The 23837-nt window shown below is 67.1% G+C and carries 17 protein-coding genes and 1 riboswitch; of the genes, 6 read left to right on the top strand and 11 right to left on the bottom strand.

Translation table 11 applies throughout. From position 1 onward, the window contains the following. Positions 1-369: 369 nt before the first annotated feature. A complete protein-coding gene (locus tag B5G20_RS00710) occupies positions 370-1788 on the bottom strand; it encodes a hypothetical protein (protein ID WP_087353950.1) in 1419 nt (472 codons plus the stop codon). 205 nt (positions 1789-1993) lie between these two features. Here B5G20_RS00710 and yhbY point away from each other — a divergent pair, with 205 nt between their 5' ends. The 3 genes from yhbY to B5G20_RS00695 all read left to right on the top strand — a co-directional run bounded on the left by yhbY (position 1994) and on the right by B5G20_RS00695 (position 4090). Next, positions 1994-2293: a ribosome assembly RNA-binding protein YhbY gene (yhbY, locus tag B5G20_RS00705; protein WP_087353947.1), complete on the top strand. Its 300-nt coding sequence runs from the start codon at positions 1994-1996 to the stop codon at positions 2291-2293. Positions 2294-2521: 228 nt separating this feature from the next. Then, the gene (locus tag B5G20_RS00700; protein WP_087353944.1) at positions 2522-3364 is read left to right on the top strand and encodes a histidinol-phosphatase HisJ family protein; all 843 of its coding nucleotides are present in this window, start codon (positions 2522-2524) and stop codon (positions 3362-3364) included. Between the two features lie 12 nt (positions 3365-3376). Next, complete coding sequence (locus B5G20_RS00695; RefSeq protein WP_087353942.1) at positions 3377-4090, top strand: hypothetical protein; 714 nt, start codon at positions 3377-3379, stop codon at positions 4088-4090. Positions 4091-4450: 360 nt separating this feature from the next. Here B5G20_RS00695 and B5G20_RS00690 read toward each other — a convergent pair whose 3' ends face one another. Continuing rightward, positions 4451-6019, bottom strand: coding sequence for an alpha-amylase family glycosyl hydrolase (locus B5G20_RS00690; RefSeq protein ID WP_087353938.1), 1569 nt, complete (start codon positions 6017-6019; stop codon positions 4451-4453). Between the two features lie 552 nt (positions 6020-6571). Between B5G20_RS00690 and B5G20_RS00685 the strand changes: the two genes are divergently transcribed. Further along, positions 6572-6865 carry a hypothetical protein gene (locus B5G20_RS00685; protein WP_087353935.1) on the top strand — a complete coding sequence of 98 codons (294 nt, stop codon included), beginning with the start codon at positions 6572-6574 and terminating at the stop codon, positions 6863-6865. A gap of 86 nt (positions 6866-6951) precedes the next feature. Here the strand turns inward: B5G20_RS00685 and B5G20_RS00680 are convergent, their stop codons facing one another. After that, positions 6952-7638, bottom strand: a complete 687-nt coding sequence (locus B5G20_RS00680; protein ID WP_087353932.1) for a class I SAM-dependent methyltransferase — start codon at positions 7636-7638, stop codon at positions 6952-6954. A 115-nt stretch (positions 7639-7753) separates the two neighbouring features. Here B5G20_RS00680 and B5G20_RS00675 point away from each other — a divergent pair, with 115 nt between their 5' ends. Next, complete coding sequence (locus B5G20_RS00675; protein WP_158094348.1) at positions 7754-8329, top strand: carbonic anhydrase; 576 nt, start codon at positions 7754-7756, stop codon at positions 8327-8329. Positions 8330-8415: 86 nt separating this feature from the next. On the opposite strand, the gene cysS is transcribed toward B5G20_RS00675, so the two are convergent. The 4 genes from cysS to thiM form a co-directional block, all read right to left on the bottom strand. Further along, positions 8416-9888, bottom strand: coding sequence for a cysteine--tRNA ligase (cysS, locus tag B5G20_RS00670; protein ID WP_087353929.1), 1473 nt, complete (start codon positions 9886-9888; stop codon positions 8416-8418). 249 nt (positions 9889-10137) lie between these two features. Beyond that, positions 10138-10839, bottom strand: coding sequence for a thiamine phosphate synthase (locus tag B5G20_RS00665; RefSeq protein ID WP_087353926.1), 702 nt, complete (start codon positions 10837-10839; stop codon positions 10138-10140). A 2-nt stretch (positions 10840-10841) separates the two neighbouring features. After that, positions 10842-11201, bottom strand: coding sequence for an MTH1187 family thiamine-binding protein (locus B5G20_RS00660; RefSeq protein WP_239286807.1), 360 nt, complete (start codon positions 11199-11201; stop codon positions 10842-10844). After that, positions 11202-12041, bottom strand: coding sequence for a hydroxyethylthiazole kinase (gene thiM / locus B5G20_RS00655; protein WP_087353923.1), 840 nt, complete (start codon positions 12039-12041; stop codon positions 11202-11204). 91 nt (positions 12042-12132) lie between these two features. Further along, positions 12133-12260, bottom strand: a riboswitch (TPP riboswitch). 117 nt (positions 12261-12377) lie between these two features. Between thiM and ispF the strand changes: the two genes are divergently transcribed. Continuing rightward, positions 12378-12857 carry a 2-C-methyl-D-erythritol 2,4-cyclodiphosphate synthase gene (ispF, locus tag B5G20_RS00650; protein ID WP_087353919.1) on the top strand — a complete coding sequence of 160 codons (480 nt, stop codon included), beginning with the start codon at positions 12378-12380 and terminating at the stop codon, positions 12855-12857. Between the two features lie 395 nt (positions 12858-13252). On the opposite strand, the gene B5G20_RS00645 is transcribed toward ispF, so the two are convergent. The 4 genes from B5G20_RS00645 to B5G20_RS10430 form a co-directional block, all read right to left on the bottom strand. After that, positions 13253-13942: an IspD/TarI family cytidylyltransferase gene (locus B5G20_RS00645; protein ID WP_255376935.1), complete on the bottom strand. Its 690-nt coding sequence runs from the start codon at positions 13940-13942 to the stop codon at positions 13253-13255. A gap of 119 nt (positions 13943-14061) precedes the next feature. Then, the gene (gene disA, locus B5G20_RS00640; RefSeq protein WP_087353914.1) at positions 14062-15120 is read right to left on the bottom strand and encodes a DNA integrity scanning diadenylate cyclase DisA; all 1059 of its coding nucleotides are present in this window, start codon (positions 15118-15120) and stop codon (positions 14062-14064) included. Between the two features lie 492 nt (positions 15121-15612). After that, a complete protein-coding gene (locus tag B5G20_RS00635) occupies positions 15613-18405 on the bottom strand; it encodes an ATP-dependent Clp protease ATP-binding subunit (protein ID WP_087353911.1) in 2793 nt (930 codons plus the stop codon). A gap of 248 nt (positions 18406-18653) precedes the next feature. Then, complete coding sequence (locus B5G20_RS10430) at positions 18654-23537, bottom strand: acyl-CoA dehydratase activase (RefSeq protein ID WP_204207605.1); 4884 nt, start codon at positions 23535-23537, stop codon at positions 18654-18656. Positions 23538-23837: the final 300 nt, after the last annotated feature.

Genomic DNA, 23837 nt, shown 5'->3' with positions numbered 1-23837 from the left:
GCGGAGGGCCGGGCTGGCTGCACGCGGGCAGCGGATTTGATTCTACCAACCTCGGATGCTTGATGCACTCTATATATAGGGTTATAGGCGAGTGGCTACACTAGATATAGATTGGCTCCACAAGCTGCCCTTATACATGGCGCGCGATTCTCGGGCTTACAGCGCCGCAGGTTCGCCCCGACCGTTCACCGATTTGCGCCGCGCCCGCAAGGCAGTGGCCCACAAGATGTTGTGCATTCGTGGCGTTGCGTGAGTGCGAGATCACTAAAGACACATCGGACTTATGAGCAACGGGCATGGATCCCTAACGTCGGGGTGCCTGGACTCCTTCCGGGGCGATTCCGACGTTAGGGTATGACCGCGAGCGCGTCATGCCACGTCGAAGAGGTAGTCAAGCTCCATCTCCCACATGGTCTCGTCGATCGTCCAGGTGTCGCCGTCGCGGTCGAGGTAGATGTCCATCGTGTAGCCGTCGTTCATGCCCGCCGTGCGCGCCGCCTCCATAAACATGATGCCGACGCGCTCGTAATCCTCCGCAAGGCTCGACACCTCATATGCCTCAGAGGAGGTGTAGGCCTCCATCATGGCGTTGAACTCGTCGATGACCTCAAAGACGTCGCGGCAGGTAACGGTAGCGCTGACGAGCGCCGTGTCGCCCTCCGCACTCACGTAGACGCTATCGATCGTGTAGGTGAGACCGTCGAGCATGGTGCGCGCGTACTCCTGCGGGTCGACGCCGCACATCTCGAGCGACACAACCTCCATCTGCTCGTAGAAGCCCTCCGAAACGAGGCTACCGATAAGCTCGGTCTCGGAGGCATCGGCCGCGGCAAGCGCATCGAGCCGAGCTGCGACCACGTCGTAGACGGCCTGCTCGTCGGCGGTGAGGTCGCCGGCCGGGGTTCCCGCATCTTCCAGATCGTCAAGGTAGCCTTGGATGTCCTCATCGTCGAGGGGGTTGTCATGGTCGAGCGGGTCGAGCCCGCGGTCGAAAGACTGCGGTTCGGGCTCGGGCAAATCGGGAGCGAGCAGACTCGGCCCTGCAAAGGCAATCGCCACCGCGGCTATCACCACAACTGCGGCGATAACCGCGACGAGCCACCCGGGCATGCCGCGGCGAGAACCGCCGGTGGGTGCAGCCGAGGTGGGAGCACCCGGCGGCGTGACGCCGGAGCCCCCGCCGTAGGAAGCGGGCAGCGGGTCGTTCCAAGGGTTGCGGTCGGGCGCCGCCGCGGATGGCCGGGCCGGCTCAGAAACCGCGGCCGAGTGACCGGCAGCAGGAGCGTCAGCAGCTGAAGCATCCTCCCCCACCGGTGCAGACACGTCCCCGCCAGTATCAGAGCCCGCAGGCGCCGGCTCCGCCTGCGGCGAGGGCTTGACCGGCTGCTCAAACGCACCCGGGAAGACCTCAAGGTCCGCCGCAGACAGAGCCGGTGCAGAGGGCGCAGCCTCGGGCGCATCAGGCACATCCGACCCAGGCTCAACTGCCCTCGCATCGCCCTCCGACTCTGAAGGCTCGCCGGCAACCGGCAGCGCGCTATCGGCGGCAGTCTCGCCGGCAACCGACGGCTCATCAGCAGCGTCAGCCCAATCCACGGTCGGCGACGCATCGGCGGCAACGGCCACCTCGCCCACAGCCGCAGGCTCCTCTGCTACCGACGACACCCCACCGACAGTCACGTCGTCCGACGTTGGCACCCCAGGGGCACCCGCCCCACTGGTCGCGCCCGTCTCGTCCGCCCGACGCGGCTCGTCCGGGTTGCAGCTCGCCTTCTCTTGCTCGTCCATCTCGGCCCCTTCACCACATGGCGGGCCCCACGGACCGCCGCTCATTGTGCCACCATCATAGCCAAAGCGTCTCCCGCTACCTGCGCAACGTGGCGGAATTCTGGCGGACGGCGCCGGCGCTGGCCCGCGCCCGCACGATGCGGTATCGTGGGAGCGCTCCAAACCACACCCCATCGGCGCCCCGCGCCGCAGAAAGCGAGACCACATGGCACTCACCGGACGCCAGATCAGGCAGCTGCGCAGCCTTGCGCACCACCTCGAGCCCGTCGTCATGATCGGCAAGGCGGACATCAACGACGGCATCGTCGCACAGGCCAACGACAACCTCGAGGCCCACGAGCTCATCAAGTGCTCCGTCCTCGACAGCTCCATGCTCACCGCTCGCGAGGCGGCCGACGAGCTGGCCGACCGCTGCGGCGCCGAGATCGTGCAGGTTATCGGGCGGCGTTTCTCGCTCTACCGTCTGAGTTCGCGCAAGAACGTGGAACACATCAAGCTCGACTAGAACCACTGATCAAGGGCTTCTGCTCCCCAGAATGGGTCACTTGGAACACGTCCCCCACCGACCCATTTCGCGAGAAGCCCCCGGGGACGCAGGGCAGCAGGGCGGCAGCAAAGGCGCGACGAGTTATCAGCTTCTGGCGCCAAGGTGTCAGGATGGCCGCGGGTGCCCCGGCGCCCGCGGCCGCACCCTATAATGGCGGCAACGCGTCCGTAGCCCCGAGGAGGACCCATGCTCGCCGATTACCACCTGCACACCGAGTTCAGCGACGACTCCGTTTATGCCGTCGATGACGTCTGCCGCGATGCCATCCGCCTCAACCTCAACGAAATCTGCATCACCGACCACGTGGATTACGGCATCAAACCCGACGTGGACCATCCCGAGCTTGCGCCCATCGTGGAGGGCGAGCCGGCGCTCAACGTCGATTACGAGCGCTACTTCCCCGCGCTCGCCGAGGCGCGCGACCGCTACGCCACCGACCTCACCCTCAAGCGCGGGCTGGAGCTCGGCGTGCAACGGCACACCATCCCCCGCTACGAGCAGCTCCTCGAGCGTTGGAGCGGCGAGATGGACTTTGCGATCCTCTCCGTCCACCAGGTGGATGACGCCGAGTTTTGGACGGGCGACTTTCAGCGCGGGCGCACGCAGCGGGAGTACAACGACGCCTACTACAACGAGCTGCTCGAGGTCGTCTCGCACTACTCGGGCTACAGCGTGCTCGGCCACCTCGACCTCATCAAGCGCTACGATCCGGCGGGCATCTACCCCTTTGAGAAAAACCGCGACGTTATCGCCGAGATCCTGACGCGCGTAATCGCCGACGGCAAGGGTATCGAGGTCAACACGTCGAGCTTTCGTTACGGCCTGCCCGATCTGCAGCCCTGCACCGAGATTCTCGCGCTCTACCGCGACCTCGGGGGGACGATCGTAACGATCGGGAGCGACTCGCATAAACCCGAGCACCTGGGCTCCTATCTCGCGCTCGTGCGCCGACGGCTCGCCGCACTCGGGTACACCTCCTGGTGCACCTTTGAGGGCTGGGAACCCGTCTTCCACCCGATGAACGCGTAAGGGGAGACGAGCGTGATTCCGCGACGGATTGCCCTGGTGAGCGCCATACCCGCAAGTGGAACGGCATGCGCGGGAGATGCGGGCGTCAGCGAGCACGATGGTGCCGCATCGTTGGATGCAACCGCGCGGTTTGTGCTGAGCGACCTCGCCGAAGCGTACACCGTCTACACAAGGATGGGTGCCGTGGACGGCAGTGCGCCCGAGGTGGATAGCGAGCTGCCGCCCGCTTGCCACCTGCTTGAGATTCGCGATGGGTACCAGGGCGGAGCTGGAGCTGGCTCCGCCCCCGCTTCCGCAGGCCACAGCGAGCCGTTCGACGCGCTCGTCGTCGCGCTCGCGCTTGACCTCCCCGATCCAGACGCACCCATCGCCGCACTCAGCAGCACCCTCGATCACCTTGGCAGCGGGCTCTTGTCAGGATCCCCGGTTTACGCCCTTCTCTTAACCCCATCCGCCCAGCTCGGCTCGCTCGACCACCTCTCCCCCGCTCTCAGCAGTACTTGCCAGGCCCACGGCCTTTCTTGGAACGGCGCCCTCGTCATAGCCGATGCCGCCATCCTCCCCGCACTCGCCCGCAGCCCTCGCATGGGCATGTTCCGCCGCCCCGTCTCCGAGGCCATCGACCGGCTCATCCTCGCCCTGCGCACCGGCTCCGCCAGCGCCGATGAGGTCGTTTGCACCCGCATCCCCTGTGTGGCACGCCACTGGTTCACGCGGCGGCGCTAGAGAAACAGACCGATTCTCCCCGCGCTCCAACCTACCACGGCCGGAGTCTCAGGCCTCCGGCCGCATCGGCGCAGCGCCACCGATTCCCGCCCTCAGGCCAATCCGCCGCGCCGCCACCTCCCCGGGCGCAACGGTCTTAAATCGGTATTTCCCGGGGCGAAATCTGCGGCCGAAAAAACTCGACCCCCGATGTGAGTGCATCTTTAGAAAAGGCGGAATAGACCACCCATATTCGGTCTATTCCGCCTTCAAAAGCCCAGTTGAGTGCTTTAGCGTACTACAGTGCTACTCGCCGATCCCAAAAGATGCACTCACATCAAGGGTCGAGATGTTCCGCGCCCGCAAAAACGCGCGCCGACGCTACTTAACCGCAAAGAACGCAGCGCTTGCCGGGGGCATGCGGAGCGTCCCGCCCGCGAGCTCGGGCGCATCGCCGAGCGTATAGAGCACGGACTTCGCCTCAAAGGCGCACGGAATCTCGACGGGCCGGCCCGCCGGGTTGAGCGCCACGAGCACGCGCTCATCGCCCGCCGTACGCAGGTACACGAGCGGATAGGCATCCTTCTCGCAGTAGACAAACTCGATTCCGGCCGTCACGCCGAGCGCCGGCGTGGCCTGACGCAGCGCGATCAGCTTCTGAACCTCGTGCCAGAGCGAGTGCTCGTCGGCCATCTCGGCCGCCACCGTGGGGGCGTCGGCCGCCGGGTCTTCCGGGATGTAGAGGTCGTCTGCCGCCGCGCCCGAAAAGCCGTGGTTGGCAGAGTCGTCCCACTGCATGGGCGAGCGCGCGCCCGTGCGCATGTAGCCGCCCTCCACCGAGGTAACGTCGAGGTGGCGCATGCCGATCTCGTCGCCGTAGTACACAAACGGGCAGCCCGGCATCGACATGATGAAGGCGAAGGCCATCTTCATCTCGTCCGGGTCGAGGTAGCGGCGCATGCGCTCCATGTCGTGGTTGCCCGAGGGGATGCACATGAGTCCACGGCCGTTGGTGAGCTCGAGGTTGCGCTTATAGGTGGCCACAAACTCGCTCGCATCGCCCTTACCCTCGCGGCTAAAGAACGGGTGCGGCTCGGCTGTGCTGTGCTCGGGGCGGCGGAACAGGTCCATGTAGTGCGACGTGCCAAACTGCAGCAGAAAGTCCATGTGAAAGCCCGCGCGGATGGTCTTGTCGGGCTCGCCCCACTCCGAGATGAGCACGGCCTCGGGGTACTTCTCGTCGAGGAAGGCACGCATGTCCTGCCAGAGCGCGATCGTGGCCTCCTGGCCGGGATCGTTCTTAACGAGCGAGCCCGCCATGTCGACACGGAAGCCGTCGACGCCGCGCTCGAGCCAAAACGCCATGACGTCCTTCATAGCCTGACGCGTGGCGAGCGCCTCGGGGCTGTCGACCGCGCTCTGCCAGGGCTCGGTGATCTCGGCAAAACCGTAGTTGAGCGCCGGCTGGAACGAGAAGAAGTTGACGCCCACCGCGCCGTTGCGCTCCGAGATGCCGCGCAGCACTCCCGAGATGCCCTTGACCTCCATGGGCGCCCAGACGTTGTCGTTCCACACGTAACGGCCGGTGCACTCGTTGGGCGCAGCCTTGCACGACTCCTTGAACCACGGGTGCTCGATGGAGGTGTGCCCGGGCACCAGGTCGAGTAGCACGTGCATGCCGCGCTCGTGGCACGCGTCAAAGAGGCGGACAAGGTCGTCGTTGGTGCCGTAGCGCGGTGCAACCTGACAGTAGTCGGCCACGTCGTAGCCGGCATCGCCAAACGGCGAGACAAAGCACGGGTTCAGCCACAGGGCGTTGCAGCCGAGCTCCTGGATGTAGTCGAGCTTTTCGATGATGCCCGGAATGTCGCCGATACCGTCGTTGTTGGTATCGTTGAAACTCTGGGGATAGATCTCGTAGAAGACGCCGTTATCGAGCCATGTGCCCATGTGCCGCTCCCTTCGCGCTGCCTCCCGCCCCGCAGGCGGGCCTGAGTGCATGGTACCCCCGCGGGGGCGGTCGGATGCGGGTGCATCGGCGGGCGAAACGTTTTTCGGGCGATTGGAAATCGTTGCCGGCGCGGGCCTGCGCTGCCGCCGCCGAGGACGGGTCCCACCGCGCGGGCGGATGGGGCCCTGCCGGGGCTCGACGGCCTGCGGGCTCGCTTCGCGACTCGCCCCGGTAGGACCCATCCGCCCGCGCTGCGGTGCCTGGGGCGCAGGGTGCGGGCCGGAGCGTTACCGGGGGAGGCGCTGGCCTTCGGCGCGCCCCCACATGGCGAGTGGAGGCGGACTTGGTTGATACTACCCCAATCAGGTAATGGTTACTTTGGGTCAGCTGGGGACGTGTTCCGTCTGCCCCATTTTTGAAAATGGGGCAGACGGAACACGTCCCCAACTGACCCATAAATGTGGAGGGATTGGTTGGTGTGGTTGGGAGCGGGCGCCTCAGCCTCGCTCGGGGCACAATGGGGCTAGCAATGTTGTTGAGAGGAGCACGTCATGGCAAGCCGCAAACCTTCTGCCCGCGCTAAGCGCGTCGAGGCGTTTCGGGCGGAGCTTGGTGGCTTTGACGACCTCTTTGCGCGCGAGGAAAAGCGCCACGATCAAGTTGCCGAGCGTCGCGAGCAGGCACGCTATGAGAAGGCCTGCGCCTCTAAGAACCGCTATGCCACGCGCGCCGAGGCGCTTGCGGTGATTGACGAGTGCGCCGCGCACGGCCGGCGCGGGCTCAGCTGCTACAAGTGCGACTACTGCGGCGGCTGGCACCTCACCTCGCACCCGTGGCACGACTGACGGGCCGCTCAACCACCATATAACCGTATGTTCACCACAACCGAACGAGCACCCCAGGGCATGCCAAATCGAGCGCCGCTGCCCACCTAGCTGCGCGGAGGCACGATCACGTCGTAGCGCACGGCCTTCCCCAAAATGGCGTAACTCGGCTTAACACCAGCGAGCACCGGACCCTTGATCGGGCGCTTGACCACAATCTTGCGCGGACCAGCTCCGAGTGCCGCCTCGATGAGCTCGGCCTCGTTGCCGCACGGGTGCTCGAGGTTGTGCAGAAGCTGGAACTTCTTCTTAACCGCCGCGCGCTTGCGCCGCTCGGGAAACATCGGGTCGAGGTAGACCACATCGGGCGCATTGCCCGCCTCTGCACGTTCGCGGAGCGCCACAAGACTGTCGCCCTGCGTTACGCGCATGCGAGCGACGATTGGTTCCAGCTCGGGTACCGCACGGGCACGCTCGAGCGCATCGCACAACAGCGCCGCGATCACCTTGTCGAGCTCGTAGAGCTCCACCGTAAAACCGGCGGCCGCCAAGAGCAGCGAGTCTTCGCCGAGCCCCGCCGTGGCATCGAGCACCGTGAGCGACCCGTCTCGCGGCATGCCCTTGATGCGCGCCGCCCGCACAAGCAGCTCGCGCGCGAGCGCTCCCTCGCGGAGACGCGGCAACAGCTCAGAAAAGTCCGCCCGGAGCTCCATGCCCTCGCCCACAAGCGTAAGCCCCTCGGGCCGGCGCATCAGCTCAAGGCCGGCGGGTGGCGTGGGCAGGCAATCGTGCATAGGGCCTCCTTACGAGCAATCGGGCGGTCAGATACGCCGCCCCACCATACCATGTGCAGCCGGAGCGCGCTTGTGTGACAATCGGAGCAAGCGCCCGCCGCGAGAAAGGACCGCCATGCCCACCGCCTCCGCACCCCTGAGCCCAACTGTCCAGCAGATCCTCGCGCACAACCGAACCTTTGTTGCGCGCGGCGCCGGCGAGGCGCGCCCCGCCTCCGGCCGGCCGGCGCGCGGACTCGCCATCGTCACCTGCATGGACGCGCGGCTCACGCGGCTTTTGCCCGAGGCGCTCGGCCTTGCGGACGGCGACGCCGCGATCATCCAGGTAGCCGGCGCCACCATCGTGGACCTCTACGGCGAGGCGATGCGCTCGCTCCTTGTGGCGGTCGCCGAGCTCGGCGTGCGCGACGTGATGGTCATCGGCCACACCGACTGCGGCACCTGCGGCATGGAGCCGGAACACCTGATGGAAGCGCTGGTAGATACCGGTGTCTCCCACGTGGCGATTGAGGAGGAGCTTAACCGCTCGTCCCAGGCAAACCGCGTGCTCACCGGTTTTGCCGTCTTGGAGGACGAGGTTGCCCGGAGCGTCCGGACCATCCGCGAGCACCCACTCATGCCTGCCAGCGTTGCGGTCGCAGGCTTTACCATCGACATCAAGACCGGCGAGCTCTCCCCCGTCGCCGTCTAAGAGTGGGTCATTTGGGGACGTGTTCCGTCTGCCCCATTTTTGAAAATGGGGCAGACGGAACACGTCCCCAAATGACCCATTCGCTATTAGCTGGCTTTGACCACCAGTCTCGAACCGGCAGAAGTGTCTTCGATGACGACGCCCATGTCGCGCAGCTGGTCGCGGATGGCATCGGCGCGGGCCCAGTCCCGGGCGGCGCGGGCCTCGGCACGAGCCGCGAGGATCTTCTCGGCCGCCTCGTTCACATCGTCGCCCGTGTAGCCCACAAGGCCCGCAGCGACGCCCAAGAGCCCCACGGGCAGTTCCTCTTCGACCTTGGGCAGCTCGATACCCAAGATGGTGAGCGCCCCCGCGATGCCCACCGCGCAGCCGGCGCACACATCCGCGTCCACCGCGGAACCCGCCTGGTCGAGATAGGTGTTGGCCTCCGTCACCAGCTGGAAGTAGGCGGCGAGCGCGCCGGCGGTGTTGAAGTCGTCATCCATCTGGCGCTCGAACTCGTCGCGCGCGGCGATGACCGCTCGGTCGAGCTTCGCCGCGAGCGCGGCGTCCGGCTCGCCCTCCGCGTGGCTCGCCGCCCACATGAGGTTCTTGACCGTGCCCGCAATGCGCGCGAGCGAGTTCTCGGCGCCCTCGAGGCGCTCCCACGAGAAGTCGAGCGGGCTGCGGTAGAGCGTCTGCAGCATAAGCAGGCGCAGCGCCGCCGCCGAGTGCTTCTCGAGCACCTCCTCGAGCGTAAAGAAGTTGCCGAGCGACTTGCTCATCTTCTCTCCGTCCACGAGGAGCATCCCCGTGTGCATCCAGGTGTTGGCAAAGCCCTCGTGCCAGGCGCACTCGGCCTGGGCGCACTCGTTCTCGTGGTGCGGAAAGGCCAGGTCGGAACCGCCACCGTGGATGTCGATGGGGCAGCCGAGGTAGCGGTGCACCATCGCGGCGCACTCGGTGTGCCAACCCGGGCGCCCCTCGCCCCACGGGCTCTTCCAGCTGGGCTCGCCGGGCTTGGCGGCCTTCCACAGGGCAAAGTCGAGTGGGTCGCGCTTCTCCTCGCCCGCCGCGATGCGCGCACCCACCATGAGCTCGTCCACCTTGCGGCCCGAGACCTCGCCGTAGGCGGGGTCGCTCCGCACCGAGAAGTAGACGTCGCCGTTCTCGGCCGCATAGGCGTGACCCTGCTCGATGAGCGTCTTAATCATGCCGATCATGGGACCGATCTCTTTGGTGGCGCGCGGGCGCACATCGGGGTCCATCACGTTGGCGGCGCGCATGACGGAGATGAACTTCTCGGAGAACTCGCCCGCCACCTCGGCCGCGGTGCGGCCCTGCTCGTTGGCGCGGTTGATGATCTTGTCGTCCACATCGGTGAGGTTCTGGGCAAAGGTGACCTCGTAGCCGCTCGCGATGAGCCACCGGCGGATCACGTCAAACGAAATGAACGTGCGCGCGTTGCCGATGTGGATGTTGTCGTAGACGGTCGGGCCGCACACGTACATGCGGACCTTGCCCTCCTCGATGGGGCGAAACTCCTCTTTGCGGTGCGTGGCGCTGTTGTAGATCTTCATGCAAAGTCCTCTCGGGAGGCTGGGGCGCGGCAGGCGTAGCGAGCAGCAGGGCTGCAGACGGTGTGCACGGCGCCGGGCGAACCTCCAAGCACGTCAAACCATACGGGTAATGGTACTCGACCGACGTACCCGCGGAAAGCGCGGCACCAAAAGCGCGCGCCCTCCCCAAAGAAGGCGCGCGCTGCATATCACAGAATGCTCGCTGCTCGGAAAGCTCGGCGCGACCCGGGCGCGGTTGGAGCACTCGGCCTAGGCGCGGTTGGCGCGCCAGGTGTTGACGAGCTCGGCCGCGGCGGCGTACGGATCGGGCGCACCGGCAACGGCAGATACCACAAAGAACCCGTCGACCCCGGTCCGCGCGAGCCCGGGGATGTCCGCCGCCTTGACGCCGCCGCCCACCACGATGGGCTTGGGCGAGACGCGGCGCAGTTCCGCGAGCTCCTCGAGGCTACGGGTGATGATGCGCCCGTCGTCGTCCTTGCCGCAATCGGGCTTGGTCGCCGTCTCGTGCAGCGGCCCCACGCCCAGGTAGTCCACCGTCGAGAGGTCGGCCGTCTCGATGTAGGCGCGCATCTCGTGCGCGGCGGCCGAGAGACCCACGATCGAGTCTTCGCCCAGATAGCGGCGGCAGACCTCTACGGGGATGTCGCTCTGGCCCACGTGCACGCCATCAACCTTGATGCCCATATCGCGCGCCGCGAGCACGGCGTCGAGCCTATCGTCGATGAGGAGCGGCACCTCGTCAGCCTTGCCAGCCGCAGCGATTACGTCGGCAACGCTCCGCGTGCACTCGATGAGCTCGCGGGCACCGGCCACCTTGGAACGCACCTGCACGATGGTAAAACCGGCGTCGAGCGCCTGCGCCACCACGTCCGCCACCGGGCGGCCAAGGGTGTTCTCGGGGCCGATGACGAGGTAGGCGGTGATATCGAGGTTGTCTCGGATGCTCATGGCTAGCACTCTCCCTTCGGGGCGGCGGGCTCGACCTCGGCGCCCGTGGCCTCGGCCTCCCCCGCACCCTCCAGCAGCTCGTCCACTACGCGTACCTTGCGCTCCATCATGTTCTCAAACCCGGGACGGATATCGGCCTTGAGCACGACCTCCGTGCGGATCCCGCGCTCGGCGAGCACAAACGTCGCGTCGCGCACCACGCGCATCACGTCGTCCCAATCGCCCTCGATCTCGGTGAACATGGAGTTGGTGCGGCACGAGAGGCCACTCGCGCGGATCACACGGATAACCTCCGCCACGTACTCCTTGAGCTCATCGCCCACGCCCACGGGGGCGATGGCGAGCGCAACTAGGGTGTTCATCTACGCCTCCTCGACGTCAAAGGGGTTGGCGGCAATCTCTTCGGGAGTGGCGCGGTAGAGCTCGTCCAAGAACGCCACCTGGAAGCTCCCCGGCGCGCCTACCTTGGCCTCGGCGCGCGCACCGGCCAGGTTGTAGACGTTCACGGCGGCGAGCGCCGCAGCGAGCGGGGTCTCGGCACAGGCGGCATAGACCGCGCAGACGCCACCCAGACTGCAACCCGAGCCCGTGATCTCGGCCATAAAGTGCGAGCCGCCATGGCTCTTGACCACGGTCTCGCCGTCGGTCACCAGATCCACCACGCCCGAGACCGCCACGGCGCCGCCCGTGTAGCGCGCAAGCGCCACCGCAGCCTCGCGCGCCTCGTCCACGGCCTGCGTGGAGTCGACGCCGCGCACCTGCGACTCACCGCCGTCACCCGCAACGCCCCAGAGGTTCGCAAGCGCGATGACCTCGGACGCGTTGCCGCGGATGATCGTGGGCTTCTGCTCCTTAAAACCGGCGAGGAGCTTGGTGCGCATCTCGCCGATGCCCACGGCCACCGGGTCGAGCACCCAGGGCTTGCCGGCCGCCGCGAGGGCGCGCGCGGTGCGCGGCAGGGTCTCCTCGTAGATGGGCAGCAGCGTGCCGACGTTGATGTAGAGCGCAGGGCCCGCGGCGGCCATGGCCTCGCCCTCGTCGGGCAGATAGACCATCGCGGCCGAGCCGCCCACGGCGATCTGCGCGTTGGCGACAAAGTTGATGGTCACCGTGTTGGTGATGGACGGCGCCATGGGGTTGGTCTCGCGCACGGCGCGGGCGGCGCGCTCGACCTGCTCGGCAAGCTTGGTTCTCTCGATCATGAGGGTTTCCTTTCCGGAGCCCGGGCACAAAAAAACGCTTCTGCGGCAACGCGGGTGGCTCGTGCGAGCCCCGCGCACCCGTCAGAAGCGCCTGCACTCGGTTCATGCTCCCTACGACAGTGTTAACTGACAGGTTCGAAGGGTTGGGCATGCGCCCTCTCAACTCGCGTCGCGCCGGCAGCTGCTCCGGCAAAGACGCGGGTACCCCTGCATCCGCCGTCTATGATAGCCCTGCCGCACGCATCTGGCGAGCGTTTTATCGGCGCAGGGCAAAACGTAACATCTGGCACAATGGAGTGGAAACACGGCCAGACAGTCAAAGAGAAAGGGAACGCGATGTCGCTGCATATCGGTCATGGGTACGACGTTCACCGGCTCGTGGAGGGGCGGCGCTGCATCATCGGCGGCGTGGACATTCCGCACACCAAGGGGCTTCTCGGCCATTCCGACGCCGACGTGCTCGCCCACGCGCTGGCCGACGCCATCCTCGGGGCCTGCCGCGGCGGGGATATCGGCAAGCTCTTCCCCGACGACGACCCCGCCTACGAAGACGCCGACTCGCTCGTGTTGCTCGGCCGCGTGATGGCCTACGCCCGCGAGCGCGGCTTTGAGCTGGTAGACGCCGACTGCACCGTGGCCGCACAGGAGCCCAAGCTCGGTCCGCACCGCGAACAGATGCGCGAGAACCTGAGCCGTGCGCTCGGCGTCTCGGTGGAGCAGGTGGGCGTTAAGGCCACCACGACCGAGCGCCTCGGCTGGGAAGGCGAGGGCCGGGGCATCGGCGCCTGGGCCGTCTGCCTGCTCGAGCGAGCGTAGAAGCAGGGCGGAACCTGGCACAGAACGCCGGACGAGCCGTACGCTAGACGCGTTGACTCGGCCGAGCGGAGCCTCGGAAGCGCTGATTATCGGCTTTAGCGTCCCGTGCGAAAACTCGACCCCTAAGTGAGAGCCTCTTTTCGGGGAACGGCAAGTGGACCGCCATAATCAGCCCTAAAACCTCAGCAAAAGCCCAGTTGAGCACTTCAGCATGATGCAGCGTACTCAACGGACTCCAAAAGAGGCTCTCACGTAAGGGTCAAGTTTATTCAGAGGCTCTCGTAGCAAAGGATAGCGGCCCTTCCCAGGGTGCCGCAGGCGTCCCTGGCACAAAGCCTCTGTCCCCTTGTAACGATCGCGCGGGGCGTCGCCCCGGCCGAGCGCAGCAATCTCAGCTACCGCCGCTCCCGCAGCAGCGCCTCCACGAGCGGCAGATCCTCCGGAACGGTCACCTTGATATTGGTGCGCGGCGCCTCAAATCCCAGCACTGTACCGCCCGCGTGCTCCACGAGCGAGGCGTCGTCGGTGCCAAGGTAACCGGCAGCGCGGGCCTCCTCGCAGGCGCGGCGGAGCTCCGCCGTCCAAAAGACCTGCGGGGTCTGCACGGTCCAGTAGCGCGCACGGTCGGGGGTGTCGGTAAAGCGGGTGCCGCGCTCCCCCACCTCGACGAGCTTGAGCGTGTCGATGGCGGGCTGACCGCAAACCACGCCGGCCACCTCGGGGCCCGCCGCGCGCAGCTCGGCCACCGCCGCATCGATAGTCGCGGGCTCAACGAGCGGACGGGCGGCATCGTGCACGGCCACCACGTCGCAGGCAGCCGGTACCGCCGCAAGGCCCGATATCGTGGAGTCCTGACGCTCCGCCCCCGCATCGGCAAAGGTGAGCGGGGTTGCGAGGTGCAGGGGCTCGATGGCTCGCGCGAGCATCTCGTCGCGCACCTCGGGCCGGCACACCACCACGATGTGCCCCACGCTCGCCGCGGCGTCAAACGCCGCAAGCGCCCAGCTCATAAGGGGGCGCCCCGCACACGGTACGAGGAGCTTCCCCCCGGGGTTGCCAAAGCGCCGGCCCACGCCGCCTGCCACGATCACCGCGCATGCGCGGCCACTGCTGCTAGCGCCACTATCCGCCACATCACCGCACGCGGCCCCGTCAGCACAGCAGCAGCCGGCACGCGTCTGCACCTGCTCATCCGCGCGCATCGCTAACTCCGCTTGCCCTTGATGCGATAGAGCGAATCGGCCAGGATGGTCGGGTTGTTAACGCCGATGTCCACGAGCCGCTCGGGGTTGGTGCGGATGTCGTCCATGAGGTCCTGGAGCGATCCGTACTCGTCCACGATGCGCTCGGCCACGCCGTCGCGCACGACCGAGACCTGCGAGAGCGTGCGCAGGCCCAGCGGCGTCATGACGGAGTCCTCGTCGAGGTCGTCGTACCCCAGCGCCTCGGCCACCTTCTGCGGGTTGGTGAGGTCCTGCGGCGTCATCTTGGCAAACTTGGCGCGGATCCGCCGCGCGTTCTCCTCCGACGAGTCGCGCGCGTAGTCGCGGATCATGAGGTCGTACTCGCTGTCAATGGCCTCGCCCGCCAGTTGCTCGAGCTGCATGCGCACGAGCTTGCCCTGCGTGCCGAGCTTGACGATGCAGAACTTGAGCTCGCTTTTGGCCTGCTGGAGAATCTCGAAGCTCGAGAAGATGTCGGTGATGTCGGCGAGGGTCACGTAGTCGTCGAGCTCCAGGCCCGTAAGGTGCAGCAGCTTGCGATCGAGCTGGGTGCGCGTGGTCTGTAGGGTCGAGACCAGCTGGTTGACCGTCGTCATGATCTCCGAGACCGGCTGGATCTGGTAACTCTTGCCGTGCACGTAGACGTTCACCACCGCGCGGCGCGCCGAAACCGACAGCACGATGGCGTCGGTGAGCACGCTCATGCGGGCGGCGGTGCGATGGCGCATGCCCGTCTCACTCGTGGCGAGCGACGGGTCGGGGTTGAGGTGAAAGTTGGCGCGGAGGATCTGGGTGACGTCGTCGTCGATGACGATGGCGCCGTCCATCTTGGAGAGCTCAAAAAGGCGGTTGGAGGTAAACGAGATGTTGAGGGGGAAGCCGTCGTTGCCGGCGGCGAGCACATGCTCAACGTCGCCCACGCAGATGAGGGCACCGAGGTGCCCGGCGATGATCATGTCGAGCGCGGCGCGAATCGGCTGACCGGGCGCGGTCAGGCGGATCGCGGCGTCCATACGTTTCTGCAACTCTTCCTTATCCAATGCGCTCCTCCATCTCACACGTCAGCACGCCGGGCGGCAACCGTCGGCGCTTAGCTCGCTTTGTCACAGTCGGGTTCATTTTCGCACGAATCTGCCCTCATCCGGCGCGCGCGTCCACTTTTGACAAAACGCCCCCACGGGGGCGACGGTGCGACGAGGTGAAGGGCTGGCCCATTTCGGCGGGCACAGCGCATCGTCGGCGGGGCGTACAGGGCCCTGCAAAAAACAACCGATTGTCCGTATCACATCTGCGGAAGGCCGAGTAGACGCCCGTTTTGGACTTCAGAATCCTGCGGGTTTGTTATTGGATAACCCCTTGCTACTCGGGCAGTCGCGAATTTGATACGGGCAATCGGTACTTTTGCGCAGGGCACCCTGAGCGAGGCGGGCCGCCGCAGCCTGTGCCGCGACGGCCCGCCCGTCACTCAATCATGTTTGCCAGGGCACGGCAGCCAAAAGCCCATCAGGGCGCGGTGCCCGTCTCCCGGTAGCTTACCGCGTGCCAACGCCCGTCTGGGCCATGCCGCCGGCGCCACCCGTGGTGAGCGCAGGTGCGCCGCCACCATTCCGCGGTGCGGGCTCAAAGCTCGCCCCGAGCGTGCCGGTCGCACGCGGCGCGGGAATCTCGCCCGTGCCGTGGCTAAAGACAAACTCGCCGTCCACCACGTCGCAGAGCACGGTGTCGCCCGCACCCCACTCGCCGGCGAGCAGCTCCTCCGAGAGCGGGTCCTCGATGAGCCGCTGGATCGCGCGGCGCAAGGGGCGCGCGCCGTTGGTGAGGTCGGTGCCCTCGGCCACGATCTTGGCCACGGCGGCGTCGGTAAGACGGATGTTCATGCCGTTGGTGATGAGCCGCTGACGCAAGTCGTCAACCAAGAGCTCGGCGATCTTGGTGAGCGAGTCGCCCGTGAGCTTCTGGAAGACCACAATGTCGTCCACGCGGTTGAGGAACTCCGGGCGGAACAGCCGCTTGAGCTCGCCCATCGCGCGGCTCTTGATCTCGGTCGCCGTGAGGCCGGCCTCGCCCGTGGTGCCAAAGCCCACGCTCGCGTCCTGCGCGATCTCGCGGGCGCCCACGTTGGAGGTCATGATGACCACCGTGTTGCGGAAGTCCACGGTCTTGCCCTGGCCGTCGGTCAGGCGACCCTCGTCGAGCACCTGCAGCAGGATGTTGAAGATGTCGGGGTGCGCCTTCTCGATCTCGTCAAAGAGCACCACCGAGTAGGGGTGCCGGCGCACGGCCTTGGTGAGCTGGCCGCCCTCCTCGTGACCCACGTAGCCCGGGGGCGAACCGATGAGCTTGGAGACCTCGTACTCGCTCGAGAACTCGGACATATCGAAGCTGATGAGCGCGTCCTTGCTGCCAAAGAGGTACTCGGCGAGCGTCTTGGCGAGCTCGGTCTTTCCCGTGCCCGTGGGGCCGAGGAAGATAAACGAGCCACCCGGACGGCGCGGATCCTTGAGCGGCGAGCGCGAGCGGCGGATGGCCTTGGCCACGGCGGCCACGGCCTCGTCCTGGCCGATGATGCGCGTCTTGAGCACGTTCTCGCAGTTGAGAAGGCGGCGGCTCTCGTCCTCGGTGAGCGAGCTCACGGGCACGCCCGAGGTGGCGGAGACGATGTCGGCGATCTCGGCCACGTCGATGACGAGCGGGCTCGCGTCCATCTCGGCGGTCCAGGCAGCGCGAGCCTCCGAGAGCGCGATCTCGGCGGCCTTCTCCTGCTCCTTGAGCTCGGCGGCGCGGTTCATGTCGTCGGCGTCGGTGGCCTCCTCGGCTGCCGCGGCAAGCTCGGCCACGTGTGCCTCGGCCGCCCGCACCGACTCCGGCGCGCGGTTCTTGGCGATGCGCGCCCGCGCCCCGGCCTCGTCCATAAGGTCGATGGCCTTGTCGGGCAGGTAACGGTCCTGGATGTAGCGGGATGAGAGGGTCACCGCCGCCTCAACGGCCGCACGCGTGTAGCGCACGTGGTGGTGCTCCTCGTAGCGCGGCTGGAGCGCCTCCAAGATCCGCACGGTGTCGTCGATGCTCGGCTCGGCCACGTCGATCGACTGGAAGCGCCGCTCAAACGCGGGGTCCTTGGTGAGGTACTTGCGGTACTCCTCGGCCGTGGTGGCGCCGATAATCTGAAAGGCGCCGCGCGCGAGGACGGGCTTGAGCATGGAGCTCGCGTCGATGGAGCCCTCGGCCGAGCCCGCGCCGATGAGTGTGTGCATCTCGTCGATAAAGAGGATGGCGTCGTCTGCCTCGGTGGCCTCCTGGATCACGCCCTTCAAGCGCTCCTCAAACTCGCCGCGGTACTTGGCGCCCGCCACCAGGCCGGGCAGGTCGAGCGACCAGATATTCTGGTTGATGAGGTTCTCGGGCACGTTGCCGGCCGCGATCTCCTGCGCCAGGCCCTCCACGAGCGCGGTCTTGCCCACGCCCGGGTCGCCTAGGATGAGCGGGTTGTTCTTGGTGCGGCGCGAGAGAATCTCCATCATGCGGCTGATCTCGTGCTCGCGGCCGATAACCGGGTCGAGCTCGCCGGCGCGCGCCTTCTCGGTGAGGTTGGTGGCGTAGCGCTTGAGGGCCGAAGTCTCCTCGTCGCCCTTGCCAGTCGACGCCATGCCCGAGAAGAACGGAAGCCCCGCGCCGGGACGGCCCGCACCGGCGCCCGCCATGGGGCGCTTGCCAGCGTTGTCTTTGGCGGTGAGGCGCTCCACCTGCTGGCGCACCGACGCCGCCGTAACGCCAAGGCGCATGAGGAGGTCGAGGCCGCGGCTCTGCGACTCGTCGAGGATGCCGAGGAGCAGGTGCTCGGTAGAGACGTAAGTCTGGTTGTTCTCGCGCGCAAGGCGGAAGGCCCGCTCCATGACGGAGATGACGCGCGGGGTAAAGGCGAGCTTCTGCTTGCCCTGGGTGGGGGCAGCGTCCGAGACGGGAGCGTCGTGCCCGGGCTCAGCGGCGACGTGCGCGGCCTCGGGCGTTGCGTCGCCGGCGGCGGGAGCGTCCTCGTCGGCAACCGTCGAAACGCCGCCCTCGTGCTCGGCAGCCTCGGGCCCGGCAGCCGCGGGGGCCGCGGTAGAGGCGCTGGCGACGGTGGTCGCGCTGTCCTTGAGCTCTTCGAGAATCTCGTCGTAGCTGATATCGAGGGCGCGCAGCGCCTCGGCTGCGATACCCTCCTCTTCTTTGGCAAGCGCGAGCAGCAGATGCTCCGTCCCCACCTTGGTGGTGGAGAGCGCGAGCGCCTCCTGCTTGGCGAGCGCCATGACGCGCCGTGCGCGATCGGTGAATCTATCCAACATAGGTACCTCTTTTACGTGCACAAGCCGCCCGCACAGGCGAGCGGCACCCATGCCTCGGTTGTATCTTGAACGTAGGCTGTGTACCCAGAGTTGTGGAATCATAACCCAACGCGTCACAATTACGCAACACAAACCCCGAGGTTGGAGCCGTGAGAATATGGGGACGGGTGCGTTTTTCTCACTTTTGGGAAAATGGGGACGGGTGCCATATTCCCAAAAGTGAGAAAAACGCACCCGTCCCCATATTCTCACGAGCGGCGTGTGTTCATGATGAGCATCTGCAGGCGGTTCTCCACGTTCGCAAAGCTCACATCTGGATCGTAGTCGAGCGGCAGGATCTGCGCATCGGGGTAGCGCTCCTTGAGCGCGCGCACCAGGCCGCGGCCCACCACGTGGTTGGGCAGGCAACCAAAGGGCTGCAAGATCACAAACGCCCGGCAGCCGCGCGCCGCGTGCTCCAGAATCTCCGCGGGGATGAGCACGCCCTCGCCCGCGTCAAAGGTGTGGTGGAGCACGTCGTCCGAGGCCTTAACGAGCTCGGGCATGCGCGTGGGCGGCTCATAGAGCGGGTGCGCGTGGGCGATACGGTCGCAGCGGTCGTGCGCGATGTCAAAGAGCCGGTCGACCGTGGCGTACCATACGCGCTCGGTGAGGGGCAGGTCCACGTGGTACTCGCGCACCTGGGCATGCTTGTAGAAGTAGCTTTTGCGAATGACGTCGGTCATGCGCGCCTCGATGACCTCCAAGCCGTTGGCCTCGAGGTAGCGCTCGATTTCGTGGTTGGCGCCGGGGTGAAAGTTCAGCAGGTACTCGCCCACAATGAGCACCGTCGGCCGCGGATGTGAGCGGTCGTAGGGCACCTCGCCCATGATCTTGATCGCCCGGCGGAAGCCCTCCTCGGCACCGCGCAGGCCGTGTGTCTCGATCCCGTGCATCACCTCGTCGAGCGCCTGCTCAAAGGCCTGATCGGCCGAGCCGGGTGTGAGCTCGTAAGGGCGGATGCGCCGCAGCAGCGCCTCGAGCGCGTCGATCATGGGCAGACCCCAGGCGATCTCCATGCTCGCGGCAAGCGAGAGCGTAAAGCCCGGGTGCACGCCGCGCGCGTCCACGTCGTCGTTGTCGAGGACCGGCACCTGCGGAAAGCCCGCGTCGTCGAGCGCCTTGCGCAAGAGCGGCAGGTAGTGCGTAAGGCGGCAATCGCCGATGTACTTGCCCGTGATGATGGCCACCTCGTCGGGATTGTAGCGCCCGCTCGTGAGCGCCTCGAGCGACTCGCCGATGGTAATCTGCGCGGGGAAGCAGATATCGTTGTGCACGTAGCGCTTGCCGAGGCGGATGGCCTCCTCGTGCCCCACGGGCAGGGGCTCGGTCCGCACGCCCTCGCGACGGAGCGCCGCCGTCATGAGCCGGCAGAACGCATGGCTCGTGTTGGGCACGAGCACCACCTTGGTCCGGCGCATCTCGCGCGTGTACTTGACCTCGTAGGGGTCGGGCAGCGGGCGCGGGCCGAGAGCCGCTGCGGGGCGGCCTGCCTCGGCGCGGCGCCGACGCTCGGTGGTCTCGATAAACGAGCGCACGCGAATCTTGAGCGGACCGGTGGCATCGGACTCATCGATCTTTAAGATGAGCGGCGCCTTGTTGCTCGTCTCGCGGAGCATGCGAGAAATCTCGTCCGAGAGGTAGGCGTCGTGCCCGCAGCCAAAGCTCACGAGCTGCACGTACTCCAGCTCGGGCGTGGCTGCGGTGATGAGCGCGGCGGAGAGCATGCGCGCGTGGAAGTTGTTGACGATGTCGAGCCGGCTCCGGGAGAGGTCCTGCTCGCGCACGCCGGGCAGGGCATCGGGCGTGAGCACGGCGATGCCCTGGCTCGAGAAGAGCTTGGGAACACCGTGGTTGACGAGCGGATCGTTGTGGTAGGGCCGCGACGCGATGACGACGGCGTAGCTCCCGCGGCGGCGCACCTCGGCGAGCACCTCCTCGCCGCGGTGGGTGAGCGCCTCGGTAAAGGCGCGCTGCGCCTCGTCAGCCTGGCGGATGGCGTCCGCCGCCTGCTCGGTCGTAACACCGTAGGTCTCGCTCAGGTACGCGCCGAGCTGGCGATCGCGGTCGCGCACGGTGTACCAGTGGAAGAGCGGCGCATCAAAGGGAATGCCAAAGCGGCGCTCAGGGTCATCGGAGTTCTTGAGCACGTAGGGGTAGCCCTTTACCACGGCGCACATCCACTCGCTGGTCTTGGCCGTGTTCTCGGTTGGGACGGTGGTGATGATGGGCATGAAGATGCGGTCGACGTGTGCATCCGCAAGGTCGCGGATGTGCCCGTGGACGAGCTTTGCCGGAAAGCACACCGTGTCGGACGTGACGTGGGCGAGCCCCCGCTCGAAGGTGCGGCGCGTGGACGGGCGCGAGATGCGCACGGTAAAGCCGAGCGAACGGAAAAGCGTCGACCAGAAGGGCATCTGGTCCCAGAACTCGAGCACGCGCGGGATGCCGACGGTCTCGCCGCGGGCCGGGGCCACGGGCTCGCACGGCCAGTTTTTAAAGAGGAGCCGCTCGCGCTCGTCAAAGAGGTTGGCGGAGGGCTCGGGGCGGCGCTCCTCAACGGCAGGGCCGGTGGGTGCGGCGGAGGCGCCGTCGGCGCGGGCAGATGCCGTGCGGGCGGACGGGGAGGGACGGACGCTCGCAGCGGGGCGCGCCTCGCCCCCGGACGTGGCGAGCTCGGGTGCGGCGGCGCCCGCGGCGTCGCTCCCCGCGGCAACGGGCGCATCGGCGGCGGGCCCAGCGCCGGCGGTTCCCTCACCCTCCCCCACGAGCGCCCCGGCCGGCGCATCGGCGGCAGCCTCGGGCACCTCGCGGATGAGCTCCATCCAGCTGATCTCCTCGCCGCGCGGGCAGCGGTTGCCCGTTACGTAGAGGGCGCCGTCGCTAAACGCCACCACGGAGCGCGCGCAGCGGTTGCCGCACCGACGGCAGGTCACGCCCGCGTACTCGGTGTGCGCAAAGCCCTCGAGCGCATCGAGCCCGATAAAGCTCGACGCCCCCTCGGCCCCGCGGCGTTCCTCAGACTCCTCGGCATGCTCCTGTGCAAGGAGCGCCACTCCGATGGCGCCCATAAGACCCGGGTGCGGCGCGCGGGTGACGCTCCGGCCCAAAAACTGCTCAAAGGCGCGCAGCACCGCGTCGTTGCGAAAGGTGCCACCCTGCACCACGATGCGCTCGCCGAGCGCGTCCAGGTTGGCAACGCGGATGACCTTGGTAAAGACGTTTTCGATGATCGAGCGGCAGAGGCCGGCCATGATGTCGTCCGGGCCCTTGCCGCGACGCTGCTCGGAGACCACGCTCGAGTTCATGAAGACGGTGCAGCGGCTGCCGAGCGCGGCGGGGTCGGTCGAGCGGAAGGCCGCCGAGGCGATATCCTCCACCGCCACGCCGAGGTTGGCCGCAAAGCCCTCCAAGAAGGAGCCGCAGCCGGCCGAGCAGGCCTCGTTGACCACGATATCGGTCAGAACACCGTGGTCGAGCCAGATGGCCTTCATATCCTGGCCGCCGATATCGAGCACAAAGGTCGCATCGGGCACGCACATCGCCGCGGCACGGGCATGCGCCACCGTCTCGACCGTGTGGTAGTCGGCGTGGAACGCGCGCGCAAAGAGCTGCTCACCGTAGCCGGTGGTGCCCACGGCGTCGATGACGAGCGCAACGCCCGCCTCGTCCCAGCGGCACTTGAGGTCCATAAGGCCCGCGCGGGCCACGTCGAGCGGTTTGCCCTCGTTAGAGGCATAGAAGGAGTCGAGCAGCTCGCCCGCGGCGTTGATGAGGGCAAACTTGGTGGTGGTCGACCCGGAGTCGATGCCCAGGATCGCGTGGACGGTGTCGCCGCGCGAGAAGGCGGCAGGGCCGGGTGCCGGCACCTCGGCGGGATGGCGCCGCGCAAAGTCGGCCCGCTCTTCCTCCGAGGCAAAGAACGGCTGCACGGCGGGCGAGCCGTCGTCTACGGGATGCTCGGCCAGGTCACGCAGGGCCGCGATGCCCGCCGCGAGGTCGATGGCAGCGGCGTGAGCCGCGGACTGCTCAGGCGCGTCGTCGGGCGAAGCAGCGGGCGTCGCAGGCGCGGACTGTTCGCCCTCTGCGCGGACGCCGCCGCCAGCCTGCGCGCCGGCGGCGTCGCCAGCCGCCTGGCCGGCCCCCTCGGCACCCTCCCCTGCGTGCTCGGCAAAGAGCCGGTCGAGCGAGAGCGCCGCGCCCCGGGCGATGATCACCTGCGGGTCGGCGGGCACCACGACCTCGCCGGGCGCAAGCTCCAGCTGCTCGGTAAACACGCGCACGAGCGTGGGGTGGTAGGCGAGCGTGCCGCCCTCAAAAATGACGGGCGCCTCGATATCGATGCCCTGCGCCAGGCCGCCGATGGTCTGGCGCGCCACGGCGTGCAGGGCCGAGAGCGCAAGATCGGCGCGCGAGACTCCCTGGTTGAGCAGGGGCTGGATATCGGTCTTGGCGTACACGCCGCAGCGGCCCGAGACCTCGTACACGCGCGTGCCCGCGGCGGCAAGCTCCTCAAACCCCTCGGGCGAGACGCCAAGGAGCTTGGCCATCTCGTCAATGAAGGCGCCGGTACCGCCCGCGCAGCTGCCGTTCATGCGCATGTCCGAGACCTGCGGCTCGGCATCCGGGCCCTCGGCGTGGAAGAAGAGCATCTTGGCATCTTGGCCGCCGAGCTCAACGGCGCAGCGGACCTGCGGATAGAGCTCGCAGATGGCGATGGCGTTGGCCACGACCTCCTGCACGTAGTCGGCCCCGAGGGCACGGGCGATGTCGCGTGCGCCCGAGCCGGTTACCGCCACGCGCGCCGGCACACCCGGAAAGCGCCGCTGAACCTCTTCGAGCGCCTCGGCCGCACTCGCCGCCTGCCGCGCCCCGTGGCGCTTGTAGCGCCAGTAGAGGACCTCGTGCGTGTCGGCATCGAGCACCACGACCTTGGTGGTGGTCGAGCCGATGTCGAGCCCCACGCGGATCGCGCGTGGCACCGGCGCCGAAGCCGGCTCGGTGGGCTCAGTGGACCCCGTTGCCTCGGGGTGCGCCGAGGCACCCTCCAAATCGGACCGTTCGTCCCGCAGCGGAACGTTCTTCTCTGCCATACCCTGCACCTGCATATCTACTATCTGCATGCAACCGGGCCTCACCTCCCCCGAGGCGGGCCCGGCTTGTTTGCTCCCCATGTGGCACTTGTTCTACCCGGTTGTAACACACGCAAACACCGCCCCGGAGGACTCCGCGGCCGATACCATGAATTTTCTATGGTACCTAACCAATAGCCACACGGGGTCTTTTATTCCCCTGAGCCTCGCCGGAATTGCCGCAAATCGGTACCTCGGCACCCGCTATATGCTGCGTGTATGACCATCCGCGGCAACGGCGGGGGGTACGCCCGGCCCACG

The organism is Collinsella sp. An7, from assembly GCF_002159335.1.
In the GTDB taxonomy this organism is placed as follows: Bacteria; Actinomycetota; Coriobacteriia; order Coriobacteriales; family Coriobacteriaceae; genus Coprousia.
The sequence above is the reverse complement of the archived record's forward strand: the minus strand, read 5'-3'. Positions and strand labels throughout refer to the sequence as shown.

Coding starts and splice junctions, on each gene's coding strand:
- B5G20_RS00700 (WP_087353944.1), top strand. CDS start 2,522: ATGCTCGCCGATTACCACCTGCACACCGAGTTCAGCGACGACTCCGTT.
- B5G20_RS00660 (WP_239286807.1), bottom strand. CDS start 11,201: ATGAACACCCTAGTTGCGCTCGCCATCGCCCCCGTGGGCGTGGGCGAT.
- B5G20_RS00675 (WP_158094348.1), top strand. CDS start 7,754: ATGCCCACCGCCTCCGCACCCCTGAGCCCAACTGTCCAGCAGATCCTC.
- B5G20_RS10430 (WP_204207605.1), bottom strand. CDS start 23,537: ATGGCAGAGAAGAACGTTCCGCTGCGGGACGAACGGTCCGATTTGGAG.
- B5G20_RS00665 (WP_087353926.1), bottom strand. CDS start 10,839: ATGAGCATCCGAGACAACCTCGATATCACCGCCTACCTCGTCATCGGC.
- B5G20_RS00635 (WP_087353911.1), bottom strand. CDS start 18,405: ATGTTGGATAGATTCACCGATCGCGCACGGCGCGTCATGGCGCTCGCC.
- B5G20_RS00690 (WP_087353938.1), bottom strand. CDS start 6,019: ATGGGCACATGGCTCGATAACGGCGTCTTCTACGAGATCTATCCCCAG.
- B5G20_RS00710 (WP_087353950.1), bottom strand. CDS start 1,788: ATGGACGAGCAAGAGAAGGCGAGCTGCAACCCGGACGAGCCGCGTCGG.
- ispF (WP_087353919.1), top strand. CDS start 12,378: ATGTCGCTGCATATCGGTCATGGGTACGACGTTCACCGGCTCGTGGAG.
- B5G20_RS00685 (WP_087353935.1), top strand. CDS start 6,572: ATGGCAAGCCGCAAACCTTCTGCCCGCGCTAAGCGCGTCGAGGCGTTT.
- cysS (WP_087353929.1), bottom strand. CDS start 9,888: ATGAAGATCTACAACAGCGCCACGCACCGCAAAGAGGAGTTTCGCCCC.
- thiM (WP_087353923.1), bottom strand. CDS start 12,041: ATGATCGAGAGAACCAAGCTTGCCGAGCAGGTCGAGCGCGCCGCCCGC.
- yhbY (WP_087353947.1), top strand. CDS start 1,994: ATGGCACTCACCGGACGCCAGATCAGGCAGCTGCGCAGCCTTGCGCAC.
- B5G20_RS00680 (WP_087353932.1), bottom strand. CDS start 7,638: ATGCACGATTGCCTGCCCACGCCACCCGCCGGCCTTGAGCTGATGCGC.